The organism is Capnocytophaga cynodegmi (genome assembly GCF_002302475.1).
Lineage (GTDB): Bacteria > Bacteroidota > Bacteroidia > Flavobacteriales > Flavobacteriaceae > Capnocytophaga > Capnocytophaga cynodegmi.
This window is the reverse complement of sequence record NZ_CP022378.1, coordinates 292,255-305,762: the sequence shown is the minus strand read 5'-3', so window position 1 is coordinate 305,762 and position 13,508 is coordinate 292,255. Positions and strand designations below refer to the sequence as shown.

The window sequence follows — 13,508 nt, the reverse complement described above, 5'->3', positions numbered from 1 at the left end:
CATCTCGTTTTAATTTTTGCCGAATTTAACCGAATAAAATAATTGTCAGTAAGTTATGCGATATTTTTAATGTGTTGTATTTCTTATGCTTTTCGTTCTTGTTAGTGGTGGCTAAAATACTAAAAAACAACAGAACTATCAAAAATAACACTCAAAAAATCCGCAGACTGCATTAACGAAAGCAAAATTAAAATACAGTTGTATTAAATTGTGATACAGATGAAAATTATTTATAAATCTCTTGTATTTGGGTTACAATTTTTTTGATTTCGTTGCGGAACCATTTTTTGGGAAGTACTTCCGAAAGTTACCTACGATATTTTTTTGTCCAAGTAACGCCCATTTCTCGTGCTTTGTCCTGCCATTCCTTTCGATGTCCGTATCTGACCCCTACAACAGCGTGGGCAATCTCGTGTAAAATGGTATTTTTCACATCTGCCAAATTGTAATAAAAATTACTCCTTCCGTAGGTTAATACAAGTGCTATTTTTTTAGTTGCACCAAAACAACACCCCTTATAACGGCGAGATTTCGTAAAAAATAAGGTATAATCAACCTCATATTTTTCCATCTGCTCAAAGGTATAAGCTATCACTTTTTTGAGATGTTTTTCTAGCTTATCGCGTTTTAAAACATCGTTTAGTAATCTGACAAAAAATGTATCTTTTAGATTGAGCCAAGCGATTTCTCCTCTGTAAATCATCATTTTTTGGGGATTATACGATAACGAGCTTTTTTTGTCTATCCGCTTAATGCTTTTTAGCAAACTTTCTAAAAAGATGCTAAATTCCTCTGATTGAAGTACTTTGCTTTCACCAATTCTCGCTTTACGTTTCTCTGTTTTGCGTTGGAGGTTGATGTCGAAATTAAAATTTTGCAACCTGTGAATGTGTTTCCAGTCCAAGTATTTTAATACGTTCCACCTGCATTCTAAACTTTCTAATTGTGTGTTTTTTGATAAGTCTAATATTTCTAGTCTGTTATTGCTGCAGTCTAAATGCTTTAAGACGGTATTTTGACTTAAATCCAAGCCTTTCAGTAGATTTCCGAAACAATCCAATCGCTCTAAAAATGGATTATTGGTTAAATCTAACATTTCCAAATCATTATCCGAAACATCTAAGTTTTTCAGTGCCTTATTCCGACTTAAATCCAACGCTTTGAGTGCGTTATTAGAGCAATCCAATTCCGTTATATTTTCAAAAATCGCTATTTCAGAAAGATTTTCAATGTCAAATCCGCTGATATTCATTTTCCCTGTATAGGCTTTGGCTTCAAGATGAGTGATTTCGCTTTTTTCATCGGCAATAATTCCCAACGCTACTAAGGCTTTTTTGAACCCAATGTCCGATATGCTTACAAAATTGGTGTCTTTAAATTCTTGTGTCATATTTTTACCCTAATTATTTTCAAGGGCAAAATTAAACCTACGCTGTGCCAAACTACAACACACCCAAAAACTATTTATACCCCTCCTGCATTTGGTTTACGATTTCTTTCATTTCCTCGCGAAACCAATTGGGTGAAAGCACTTCAATCTCAGCTCCGTGAGAGAGAATTTCTTGACGGAAATCGTAGGTCGGACGCAAAAAATATTCAAAAAAAGTGTAATTATCTTCCGTTTCAATTTCTTTTTGAGAATGATGTAAGGGGAGGGATTTCAAAAAATTAGATTTTGATTTTTCAACCTTAATTGTTACTTTTTCGGCTGAAATAGATTCATCAACGATAATACCAAAACTGTTTTCAAAATAGTCTTTGGCATCAAAATCGTTATCTAATGAAAAAGATTCATTTACGATTTTCAAATCTTTAATACGGTCAAGGGCGTAAATCCGCATTGCGTGGCTATCTTCTTTAAAAGCAATAAGATACCATCGTTGTTTGAAAATTTTAAGGCAATATGGATGTATTTGAGCTTCGGTGGCAAAATCGTGAAAAAATCCTTGGTAATGGATAATCAATTTTAGATTTTCTTTCATTGCTTCAACGATTTGCCCCAAAAATTCTCGTCCTAAAGGCACATTTTCGAGCAAGATACGATGATGCAAGTTTTTTTGCTCTTGTAATAAATTTCCGACTGTGAAGGAATTTAACAACCAATTTTGAAGCGTATTTTGTTTAATATCAGTGATATTAGAAATGTAATACTTATAGCCGTTTCTGGTATCGCACTCAATATCAATGTCAAACATTTGAGCAATGGCTTCGCGGTGATTGTGAAAGGTACGCAACGGAAATTCTTTTTCGTCTTCGTTAAGAGAAGAATGCAACCAACGATTATTGATTTCTTCGTAGGTAATTCCTTGTTTTCGAGCGATTAAGTCGATTAGCCAAATATAACGCTTGAATAGACGAGAGGTACTCTCTTTTGCTGTTGTTCGTTTCATATTTCTTTTTGACAAAGGTATGAAAAACCTATGCAAAATTATAGCATAGAATAAAAACAAAAAAACTACTTCAAAATTGGAGTAGTTTTTTTGTTTGATTTACTGTGCTTTACATTCTTTATTGATTTCTTCAAATAATTCTGTTATTTCAACAGTTTGTAATTTTTGGATTTTTTCAAGAAGTTGATTAGCAAATTCTTCGGTTTTGTTACCTGTATACCAAGCGAGTTTATCTAGCTTTGAAATTTCTTCGCCGTCTATTTTTAATTTGAAATTTTCCCAAAGGAAATATTGTCCTGAACCTTTCTCTGGATTGTCAAAGCAATTGAGAATTTTATCAAATTTTACATTTTTTACTAATTCTTGTGCTTTTTGATGATCAATTCCGCTATAAAAGTAAACGCAAATATACTGCCCATCGAAATAAATAGAGGTTGAACTCTTTCCTTGCTCGGCATCTGATAAATACCAGATTAGTTTTTCTGTCCCATCGTACTTGTAAACTGTCCATTTAGGTTGTGTACCTCTTTTACAAACAGATTCTTGTAACTTGTTCCACCATAATTCTTTAACATTTTCTTGCTGATTAACTAATTCAACAAAAGCATTCCATTTTTCAGCAGTATCGAACAATTCTGCGGCTTGTTTTAGTATATTATTATTCATTATTCTATTTATTTAAAGGTTTTTACACAATTCTTGATATTGGTTTACATACTGGATAACCCTCTGATTATGTGTGGGTATTTTGGATTTGCAATTTTCCAACCATTGATAAATATCGTCATAAAATGTTTTTAAAGTAATTTCCATAGGGATTTTTTTCGGTAAATCAGAAGGAAAATCTTCAGGTTTTGTTAAAGTTTGTTCTGTGGGCTCTTTTTTAGAAGTTGGAGCTAAATAAACAACCATATAGCAATTTTTATTCTCTAAATAGAAGGTTTTTTCAGTTTGTTTAGTTTTTGAAAATATTTCTTGATACCAATATCTGTACAATTGATTCCATTGATTAACAGCCCAGTTCGATTTGTTTTCTATAACAATTACTGATTGCGGAAAATTTCTTTTAAGCAAAATATCTACTCGTCCTTTTTCAGCAGAAATTTCCCAAGTTCCTTTTTCAGGTTGTTCGATGTTGAGCATTTTCAAAAATTCTAACAAAAATAAGTTGCCACAGCCGTGAGTTTCTGTTGGGTCGAGTAAAAATTTCAGCAATTTACTTTGAGTGGTTTCGCCAATACCAATTCCTGAACGCCAAAGCACATCAAATATATTGAAGTTTAATCCTTCTTTTTGGCGTTTGTTTTGTTCTTCTTTATATTGTTGATGCTAATTGATAATTTTACCAAAATCAATCACATCAAAATAATTTTTGTGTATATTCATAAGATTTTAATTTTCGTGTGAAGGTAAAATATTTTCCAAAAATTCTTGAATTTTTTGTCCAAATTCTTCACTGATTTTATGAAAAAAACTTGACATAAATAAATTTTTATTTTCTTGTTTTGCTTTCTCTAAATCGATAATAAAAATGTTTTGTGTATATTTTTCTAACTCATTGATTGTTTCTTGACTTTTTTTATATACGTTTTCCCCCTCAAAAGCAAAAGGAGTATTAACTATTGCATAAAACGGAATTTTTTTATTTTCACTGCATTGAGCAATTTTTGTAGCATAATTAGAGCTAGCTTTACCTCCTAATTCTGCAATCAAAATAATAGCTTTTTCATTTCCTTGAAAAAGTTCACTTAAATCGTTATTATCTAACAAAAACTTGTGAGGAATTATTCTCTTTTTAAGGTCATCAGTATTTGTATCACAAGCTATAAAATGGGCTTTTATTTGTTGTTGCTTGTATAAATAATCAATAATGTTACCGCCTGCATTGCCTACACTGATTACTTTTACAATTGATTGATTTTCTGTTGCTTTTTCTTTCATTTTATGTAGTTTTTAGTAATATTCTCTGATAAATTCCGCAATGATAATTTCTTTGGGGGTAATAGTAGGTCTCTTTGAGCAAATTTCCTTGCTCATTGTAAAGTCTTTCTTGACTTCCTGTATATTCGCCTTTTTCTACTTTACTTTGATTCTCAATGCCTTTGTAGAACATTTCTTTTACTGATTTTATTTTCATCGAATTTAAAATTGATTAAAAAAATTATTCGATATAGCTAAAATATTTAACACTTTTTAAAGTTCCAAATTTGTCGTAACTTTCCACTTTATTTGCTCTTTGGAAATTGATGTTTGTACCGACAACCGATTTGAAAACAATAGCTTTTTCATAAAGAATCGAACCAAGTGTTTTTCCAAATTTGTCGTACATTTCGTAAACTTGATTGTCTTCGGTAAGCATTGCGTAGGTCTTTTTTAACACAAAAAAATTCGCACCTGCACCCAAAAAATCATTTTCGTCAAGCATTATTTTTGCCGATATTTGGTCGTCTTCATCATAAATGTATAAGATTTTGTTATTTTGTAATACGTTTGTAATCATATTGTTTCTTTTTTCAAAGGCAAAATTACATTTGTGTTATGCTAAATCATTGCATATGCAAATTATTTTTTAAAGAAATTAAATGCATTTTATTTTAAATATTGAGTATAAGAATTTTGCAGATGATTAAAATATGAAACATTACAAAAAGTTGTTTTTTCGCTTTGCCATTGTTGTAATCCTTGTTGATGTATATGCCCGGAAATGTGATATTTAGGGGCGGATTCAGTAACGAGTGTACGCAAATTAGGACAACCAATACCATCATCTAAAATTCCTTTTACGGGAGCGTGTGTGATTAAAAAATCTACATTTTCAGAGATTTGTATCTCATTTTTCAGATACGGACGTGCCACCACCGAACAAAAGCGAATTTCATCAAAATCCATTTCTTGATTTTCAAGTAATGTGATTTCGGGCGGAATAAAACTTTTGGCTCGTTGCGGGTACAAATCGAAGAAAATTTCGTGATTTACAGCTACAAACAATCGTAATTTGGCAGGAATAGAAGCGTACCATCTTAAAAAATACGGAAATTCTTTCTCGGAAAATCCTTGGATGCCATCTCCTGCACAAATCAGAATATCGATGTTTTCTGGAATTTCTAACTTGTGATGCATTCCGTGTGTGTCGGAAAAAGCAAATATTTTATGGTTTTTATACTCAAAAAGCATATTGTTAGGGTTTAGAAAAATAAAGACAGAAATTTTGGTTTTTCTGCCTTTTAATTTATGTTATTTAACCTTATCAAAATCAGTTTTTAAACTTTCTATTTCTGAAATAATACTTTTAACGATTTGGTCTTCTGTTTTTCCGTATTCTTTGAAATTTTTTTGTCCGAGCCAATATTTTGGATATGGACGACCATAGTCTTTATTTTTCAGTATTTCAGCAAATTGACTCTCATTAGCGTATTCTTTTCTGGCGTAATCTCCTACGAAATTCTGATGACGAATAGCCACATAACCATCTCCCTCAGCAGTTATTGTCAATTGTAAACCTCCAACAAAAATATATCGATTTGTAATTTTACCATTTTCGTATTTTTCTAATTTTAAGGCTTCTTCAAGTTTCTTTTTGATTGAAAATTTACTGATATATGTTGGGGTTGTTGTATTTTGGAAAAACATTTGCTTAAAATTGTAAACATATTCTTCGTTTGTTCCATACATCATTAAATATTGCGGATGATAAAAACTATTTTCATTAAAATCATTATATAAATAATTCTGATTCAATGACTTTGCTTTTTCAAAGAATTTCAAGGCAACGGGTTTGAATTGTTCATCGTTTCCTAAACCTCCCCAGCCCAAATAAATGGGAGTTTTTAAGTTGTTCAAATCGTCATCGGTAGTTTGGTAAAACAGTTGATTTTTAACATTTTGAGCAATTTTTAAGGCTTCATCTAAATCGGCTTCTCTAACATTAAACAGATTAAAAATTTGGATAACACCTTTAAAATCAGAATTGTTGAACTTTGAATATTCTCTAAACAACTTTTCAATGTTTTGCATCGTGTTATCTGCCGTAAATTCGTGCCATTTTTCGGAGGCGTCAAATTTATTTAGTTGCTCAAGGATTTTCTCATCGCTGACTACTAACTTTGATTTGGCACTACCTGGGTTTTTCATCACCACCGACCCGATAACTTCCCAAGAATCACCGAATTGCAATAGTGTTCTCCAACGATATTGAACTTCTTTTTCTCCTTTTTCTTTAAAAAAATGTGCGTAAACTTTCATATTTTATATGTTATAAATTATTGTTGTTTTTCGGTACAAAATTAAATTGCGGTTATGCTAAATCACGGCATAGATTTATTTCTTTTTGAATTTTTGGAAATAAAAAGAATACAGATCTTGTTTTACTCTATCCATTTGGTTGGATTCTAGTAAACCTCAAATCAAAATAGGTAAAAAAATAATTCTACGGGACTAAAATATAAAAAATAGTAGGAATATTAAAGATATGTTAAAACATATATAGATTGTGGAACAAAATTACAATTCCTACGGATAATATTGGATATGTTCTTCTTCAATAGAAGTGGTGATGCCATCGGTTTTGATATGCGTTTTTTTAATCAAGTTTCCTGTATCATCGTAGGTTTCCAGATATTTTTCAATCATTTCGCTGCTAATTATTTGTCTGTCTGAATTGTAGGTGGCTCTTTTATGTTCCGACGGATTTCCGCTGGGGTTATTGTATTGATAGGTTTTCAAGTAGTAATCTCCGTTTTGCTCAGTAATTTTGCGTTCTACAAGGCGGTTTTCAGTATCGAATTTTTGAGTACATTGTCTAAATACAACTCCATTTTCATAGTCAACGTTTTCTAAAAAATAGAAAAATTCGTTTGTATTATCGTTATCCGAAACACACATATAAACGGTTCGGTTTTTAATTTCTTTTTTTCCTTTTTTATTTTTGGTACGTTCATATTTTGTCACTTCTCCGTCGTCATATTCAACGCATTCCATAATATTTTCTTCTCTTTTAAAGTAGTGAAAACTCTTTTTATAGAGAGTGTGATTTTCCTTGTCCAAACACTCTATTTTGTGCATTATTTTTTGCCCTTGTTCGTAATAAGCAAACTCTTTTGTAATATCTTCGGCAGAACGATATTCTTTTTTCCACGAAATAAGTTTTTTGTTGTCATCATACTCAAAGTTTTCATAACCAATTAAATTTCCATTATTAGAGTAATCAATAGCTATTAGTGTATCGTGTAACTCATCGTATTTATACTCGACTATTTTAGCTTCATTTGTTTCTCCCAAAGTATAGGATTCTTTTCGGATAATTTTTCCTGAGTCGCAGTAAACTTCTTTTTCTATACAATTGTCTTCCGAAATGATGGAGATGTATTTTTGGCTAAAATGATGATAGAAAAAAGATTCTTGTCGTATCATTTTATGATTTTGAAAAACTTTTACATTGGATAATTTGTTCCATATATTGTACTGATTTTCAAAAAATTTGCTTTTTGGAGAGACAACGAACTTTCCGTCAATGACTTCTTCAATACGGTGCAGGGTGATGTTTCCGTGCGGGTCGTATTCTTCTGTGATTATTCTTTTGGGTTTTTGATAGGTAATTTCGGAGGTGTTACCGTTTAGAAAATAGGTTTTTCGGATTTCTTTTTTAATCTTATTCATATTGCAATTTTTGTATTTTCTGGCAAAAATAGTTTTTATATATGCGAAATTACAGCACAGGCGTTTTTTTTAAATGAAAGTGATACATAAATTTCACGACCGAAAATTCTGTTTCAAGTACAAACGGTTGACTTATTAATATTTCCTTAATTGTTAAAATTTTGGTAGGAGGAATAGAACAGCTAACCTGTTTAAACTTTTAGAAAAGTAAAAGTTTAGACAGGCTTTAATCAAATATCTTAAAAATAAAATTTTTACAAATAAATTTTTCTTTAAAGTATAAAAAAGAAGAACGAATTAAAGCTAAGAAACTTTGCTATTTTTGTCGGGTGGGACTGATAATTTTCACGTTCTGAAAAGCAATTGCACCACGAATAACACCTGAAATTACTTCATATAAAGCTTTTATAGTTTGTAGTTTTAATTCATTTTTATGATAAATTAAGCTGATTTCTCTTGCGGGATAAGGCTCGGCGAAGAGGTGTATATGTTTTTTTTCGTTTTCTTTCAACTCCAAAGAATGCAGGTACGGAATTAGGGTCATTCCCAAACCTTCATTCGCTAATCGGATTAGTGTTTCAAAACTTCCACTTTTTAGTTGGAAATACTTTTTTGATTCGATAATATCTTGATTACAAATGTTTAAAACGCTTTCTTTGAAACAATGTCCGTCTTCTAACATTAGAATATCGTTTATATCCAAGTCTTCTGAATAGATGGTTTTATTGGCTTGTAGCCTATGATTATCAGGAATATATGCTACAAAAGGCTCATAATAAAGTGGTTTCTCAATAATATTTGGGTGATTTAGAGGAGTTGCTAAAATAGCTGCATCATAAGAGCCTTCTTCAATCTTTTGTAAGATATTTTCAGTATTTTGTTCTTCTATTTTTAAAGAAACTTTTGGGTATTTATGAATAAAATTAGCCAAAAACATAGGTAATAATGTAGGAGAAACTGTGGAAATAATTCCCATACGAAATTCTCCTCCAACGATTCCCTTTTGTTGAGCGACAATATCGTTCATTCTATCGGATTCATTAACAATGACTTGAGCTTGTTTAATGATTTGTTCTCCAATTTCAGTAATTTGTAATGGTTTTTTACTTCTGTCGAAAATGATTACCCCCAATTCTTCCTCCAATTTTTGAATTTGCATACTCAAAGTGGGTTGGGTAACAAAGCTATTTTCGGCTGCGGTGGTAAAATTCTTATATTTTGCAACGGCTAAAACGTACTGAAATTGGGTAATAGTCATAGTTTTTTATTTAAGTTAGAAAATTTTTATTTTTTAAAAAGCTCTTCTTAATTGAGGAAGTACTTCTCTTCCAATTTCATTCAAAATAACATCAACTGGACGTGAACTATGCTTCAAGACTAGTATTATATGATTAACACCTATCTTTCTCAAAGTCAAGAACATATCAATTAAATAGTTTCTTCCTAAGCGAAATCCCAAATCAATATTTACAGGTTTAAAGTTTGGGTCTTCCATAAGGTCAATGTATATGGGTTGAATGTAAGGTTTTCGAGCTTCTCCTCCCTGCTCTAGTGTTTCTATCCAATTTTTAACAACTTTTTTTGTGAGGGCAAAGTCACGAGGATAATAAATCCATCCGTCAGAATTTTTTGAAATCCATTCCAAGTTAACTCCGCCAATATGCCCTGTAACGTACATAGGAATATTTCCCTTTAGTGGTTTTGGAATCACATCGCCCGATTTGTTCATAAGAATGCCATAATCATTGTCATAGTGAGGAAATTCTTTTGACCAAATATTTCTAAGCATTTTCATATGTTCAAATACTCGGGTACTTCTCAATCCAAAAGGCTGATTAAAAGCAGGATACTCTATTGGACGGTCGCCTGAAGCTACTCCCATATGAAAGCGATTCGGAAAAAGTACGTCCAAACTTGCCGAAGCTTTTGCAACGTGAAGAGGGTGACGTAAAGGCAACACCAAACTGGCTATTCCTATTTTGATGGTTTTTGTGAGAGATGCTATGTGCGAAAGATATACCCAAGGGTCAAAAATCTGTCCTACATCTCTAAAATCAGGGTCTTTTAGGGGAATATCACGTACCCAAATGGTATCAAAACCATAAGATTCAGCCAGTTGTATCAAATGTATCTGATTTTCCATTTTTGGAACGCTTCCCTCGTAAGCCTCTATAGGAAGAAGTAGCCCGATGGATAGGTTATAGGCATCTAACATAGCATTGCTTTTTACGTATGCAAAGGTAGCTTTATTTTCAAAAATAGCAAAAAAAGAGCTTATATTTGTCCTGAAAAAAGCTATTTTTTCAAAATCTGTTAATATTTTTTATTTTTCTTCTAAAAAATATATCTTTGCTACAAAAAGAAGTTATCTATGAAAATAATAGCAATGATTCCTGCTCGTTATGAGGCTTCTCGTTTTTCGGGAAAATTGATGAAAGATTTAGAAGGAAAACCTGTGATTGTTAGGACTTTTGAGGCGGTTCTTAATACAAAACTTTTTGAACAAGTGTATGTAGTTACTGATGACGACCGAATTGAAAAAGCAATTACAGAGGTGGGAGGAAAGGTAATTCGCAGTAAAAAGGAACATCAGAGCGGAAGTGACCGAATTGCAGAGGCTTGTGAAAATCTCGAAGCAGACTTAATCGTAAATATTCAAGGAGATGAACCTTTTACAGAGAGAAAAAATCTTGAAATATTACTCAAAACGTTTGCGGAAGACATTGAAAAACAGATAAGCGTTTTTAGTTTAATGGAACGGCTGAACAATCCTGAAGATATTTCAAATCCTAATAATGTAAAAGTTGTGGTTAACAAAAAAGGCGATGCACTTTATTTTTCAAGAGCTTTCATTCCTTTCCCAAGAGATGAAAATTCAGAAGGAATTTATTTCAAACACATTGGTATTTATGCCTACAGAAAAGAAGCCCTGATGCAGTTTACACAATTAGGGGAATCTATTTTGGAAAAGACAGAAAAATTAGAGCAACTTCGTTATTTGGAAAATGGATTTAAAATTCGTTTGGCAGAAACCAATATTCCAACTATAGGAATTGACACTGAAGAAGATTTACAGAAAGCGCGACAGCTTTGGAGGAAATCAAATCAGTTGTAATTAAATTTTTTAGGAAAATATTCTAGCCATAAAGGTTGTTTTCAAAAGAAAAAACAACCTTTATTTTTTTGTAGTTTTAAAAAAGTACTATTTTTGCCCCCTTAAAATAATGAATAACAATGAAAATACCTACTAAGAGATTGAAAGTAAAGTTATTTGCTTTAGCAGGGCTACTTGCCCTTGCGTGTACGAAAACTGAGCAAGAAGAGAAAATCGTTGAGGTTGAAGTTGAAAAACAAGTCGTTAAAGATTTTGACTTAGTTAAAGTTCCAACAATGACAGCTTTACAAGTTCAAGAATCTGGAAAAGAGATGTTTACAGATGAGGACAATAAAGAAATAGACGGAAAGGTAATTCTTTATGATGACGATTTAAGAGCTTTCCGTGTAAATGAAATGTTGGAAGTACGTGCCATTGAAGGGAATAAGTATCGAATTCGTAACTTTTTGCCTCACACTTTCACTAATGTTGAACTTCAAATGTATATTGAAGGATTTAAAGCACCTGTGAAAATTGCTTTTTTTGAGGAATTTCCTCCTTTGTACGAGTATGTTGGTGAATTACCTTTTTCTGCACGAGAAATATTTTTCGAAGATGTCAATGGACAAAAAATTTCTGTAGAAAATATAAACAATCTTTCTACTTCTGATTTAAAATTTTCTTTGATAAGCAATGACCCAATGCTTGAAAAAATGAAAAAAATTAAGCTTAACACTTTCTACTGCTTCAGACCTTACGAAAAAGATACAAAATGGGGGAGATTAACGGCTGAAGATGCTAGAAATTATCTGCCAGTTGTGTTGAATATGGCGTATATGCTTAGTTCAGAAGATTTTGAAAAAGCAATTAAAGAAACCCCGTATGAATTTGAGAATAAAAAAGGAGTTCCTTTGAATAGGGAACACGTAATGAAAAGTTTTATAAATATTCCTCGTCAGAATTTAGGAATAATTGTAGAACCTGGTTTGGGGGGCTTAGGCGGAGGCACTACCTTTGGGGTTCGTCGTGAGTACATTAATAATCCTAAAAGTGCTTACTATACAAAATCAGATTTGAATTCTCCTTGGCATAGTTCTTTGGTTATGAACGTTTGGATTCACGAATTTGGTCACGTAGCAGGTTATGGTCACGATGGAAATATGACATATTTCTACGATAAAGGAAAAGACGCCAAAGGATTAGTTCCTGTAGGAATGGCTGTTTATCAGAAACTATTATTGGAAGGGCAACTTCCTTTCTTAAAATATCCTTATGAAAAATAAAATTATACAACAGATGAAGAAAATATTTGCATTTATTCTATTAATCATTTCGTTTTCGTGTGGAAAGCAGATAGAAGAAGTTATTGTAGAGAAAAAAGTTGAAAAAATAGTAAAAGTAGACCCTAAAGTTAAGTCGGAATCAACCATTGCATACTATTTTGAAGAGCAAAAGTCAATTTTAACCAACAAAAAGCAAAATCAAAGTTTCATTACAATTGATTGGTATGAAAATGAGCTTTTTTTGGGAGTGGAAGCTATTAATGGAAAAAATAAAACATATTCTATCCAAAAGTTAGATTTACAAACGGGACAACTTACGGAATTGATTTCCAATCTGAAAGAAATAAAAGATGTGGCAATCAATAACGATTATTTATTTGTTACACAATTAAATACAATACAGGTATTCAACAGAAAAACGTATTCGCTGCATACGGTTATTGGTTCAGGTACAGAGGGTTACAGAAATAACGGAATGTTTCAGGCTTTGGCATTACTACCGATGGAAGATTATTTTTTGGTTCGTGACTTGCGGAGACTTCTTTTTTACAGAAATTCAGACATTACACCAGAAAATTCAAAGAGAATTTCTGCTCCTGTAAGAAGTGCTTTTTACCAGAGAAGTAATGCTTCACTGGCTCATATTGGTAAAAAGTTATATTTATCAAATGGTACTTCGATAGAAACGTATGATTTGCAGGAAAATATGCTCATAAATAACGAACAAACTGTCTCTAGAAATATAAATTTTGGAACGAGAATATACCAATTGGTTCATTTTAGAGGGCATCTTTATGCTAGTTTTGGTGAATTAGGATTTGCCAGAATTGATACTGAAAAGGGAATGATAGGACGAAAATATACAGGTTTTCAATCCAAACCAATTAATGTTACTTGTTTAACTTTTTCTGAAGATAAGTTATTTGCAATCAATAATGTAGATGGTTCTGTTGTTATTTATGACGTAAAAAATATTATATACAAGGAATATTAAAATACTTATTAAGTATGTAAAAAACTGCCTTTTGTGGGCAGTTTTTTATTTATCAAAAAAATAATTTTAACAAAATATAAAAGCATTATTAC

General features: G+C 31.8%; 15 protein-coding genes. 3 read left to right on the top strand and 12 right to left on the bottom strand.

Annotated elements, in window-relative coordinates:
• Window positions 1–307 precede the first annotated feature (307 nt).
• From CGC48_RS01490 to CGC48_RS01435, 12 genes are all read right to left on the bottom strand, one after another.
• Complete coding sequence (locus CGC48_RS01490) at window positions 308–1,390, bottom strand: hypothetical protein (protein WP_098028171.1); 1,083 nt, start codon at window positions 1,388–1,390, stop codon at window positions 308–310.
• A 70-nt stretch (window positions 1,391–1,460) separates the two neighbouring features.
• The gene (locus CGC48_RS01485; protein WP_098028170.1) at window positions 1,461–2,390 is read right to left on the bottom strand and encodes a WYL domain-containing protein; all 930 of its coding nucleotides are present in this window, start codon (window positions 2,388–2,390) and stop codon (window positions 1,461–1,463) included.
• Between the two features lie 99 nt (window positions 2,391–2,489).
• A complete protein-coding gene (locus tag CGC48_RS01480; protein ID WP_098028169.1) occupies window positions 2,490–3,056 on the bottom strand; it encodes a hypothetical protein in 567 nt (188 codons plus the stop codon).
• Window positions 3,057–3,068: 12 nt separating this feature from the next.
• The gene (locus tag CGC48_RS01475; protein ID WP_098028168.1) at window positions 3,069–3,662 is read right to left on the bottom strand and encodes a PD-(D/E)XK nuclease family protein; all 594 of its coding nucleotides are present in this window, start codon (window positions 3,660–3,662) and stop codon (window positions 3,069–3,071) included.
• Between the two features lie 120 nt (window positions 3,663–3,782).
• Window positions 3,783–4,331 carry an FtsZ/tubulin family protein gene (locus CGC48_RS01470; protein WP_098028167.1) on the bottom strand — a complete coding sequence of 183 codons (549 nt, stop codon included), beginning with the start codon at window positions 4,329–4,331 and terminating at the stop codon, window positions 3,783–3,785.
• A gap of 1 nt (window position 4,332) precedes the next feature.
• Window positions 4,333–4,527, bottom strand: coding sequence for a hypothetical protein (locus tag CGC48_RS01465; RefSeq protein WP_098028166.1), 195 nt, complete (start codon window positions 4,525–4,527; stop codon window positions 4,333–4,335).
• A gap of 24 nt (window positions 4,528–4,551) precedes the next feature.
• Window positions 4,552–4,890: a hypothetical protein gene (locus CGC48_RS01460; protein ID WP_098028165.1), complete on the bottom strand. Its 339-nt coding sequence runs from the start codon at window positions 4,888–4,890 to the stop codon at window positions 4,552–4,554.
• An 89-nt stretch (window positions 4,891–4,979) separates the two neighbouring features.
• Window positions 4,980–5,564: a metallophosphoesterase family protein gene (locus tag CGC48_RS01455; protein WP_098028164.1), complete on the bottom strand. Its 585-nt coding sequence runs from the start codon at window positions 5,562–5,564 to the stop codon at window positions 4,980–4,982.
• A gap of 60 nt (window positions 5,565–5,624) precedes the next feature.
• Complete coding sequence (locus CGC48_RS01450; protein ID WP_098028163.1) at window positions 5,625–6,632, bottom strand: hypothetical protein; 1,008 nt, start codon at window positions 6,630–6,632, stop codon at window positions 5,625–5,627.
• Window positions 6,633–6,899: 267 nt separating this feature from the next.
• The gene (locus tag CGC48_RS01445; RefSeq protein WP_098028162.1) at window positions 6,900–8,045 is read right to left on the bottom strand and encodes a hypothetical protein; all 1,146 of its coding nucleotides are present in this window, start codon (window positions 8,043–8,045) and stop codon (window positions 6,900–6,902) included.
• A 316-nt stretch (window positions 8,046–8,361) separates the two neighbouring features.
• Window positions 8,362–9,303 carry a hydrogen peroxide-inducible genes activator gene (locus tag CGC48_RS01440; protein WP_098028161.1) on the bottom strand — a complete coding sequence of 314 codons (942 nt, stop codon included), beginning with the start codon at window positions 9,301–9,303 and terminating at the stop codon, window positions 8,362–8,364.
• Window positions 9,304–9,336: 33 nt separating this feature from the next.
• The gene (locus tag CGC48_RS01435; protein ID WP_018278495.1) at window positions 9,337–10,260 is read right to left on the bottom strand and encodes a TIGR03571 family LLM class oxidoreductase; all 924 of its coding nucleotides are present in this window, start codon (window positions 10,258–10,260) and stop codon (window positions 9,337–9,339) included.
• Window positions 10,261–10,416: 156 nt separating this feature from the next.
• Here CGC48_RS01435 and kdsB point away from each other — a divergent pair, with 156 nt between their 5' ends.
• The 3 genes from kdsB (at window position 10,417) to CGC48_RS01420 (ending at window position 13,416) form a co-directional block, all read left to right on the top strand.
• Entirely contained in the window at window positions 10,417–11,160 is a 744-nt protein-coding gene (gene kdsB, locus CGC48_RS01430) for a 3-deoxy-manno-octulosonate cytidylyltransferase (protein WP_098028160.1), read from the top strand.
• Between the two features lie 119 nt (window positions 11,161–11,279).
• Window positions 11,280–12,422 (top strand): hypothetical protein, encoded by a 1,143-nt coding sequence (locus tag CGC48_RS01425; RefSeq protein WP_098028159.1) that lies wholly within the window; start codon window positions 11,280–11,282, stop codon window positions 12,420–12,422.
• Window positions 12,423–12,435: 13 nt separating this feature from the next.
• Window positions 12,436–13,416 (top strand): hypothetical protein, encoded by a 981-nt coding sequence (locus tag CGC48_RS01420; protein ID WP_157909839.1) that lies wholly within the window; start codon window positions 12,436–12,438, stop codon window positions 13,414–13,416.
• Window positions 13,417–13,508 lie beyond the last annotated feature (92 nt).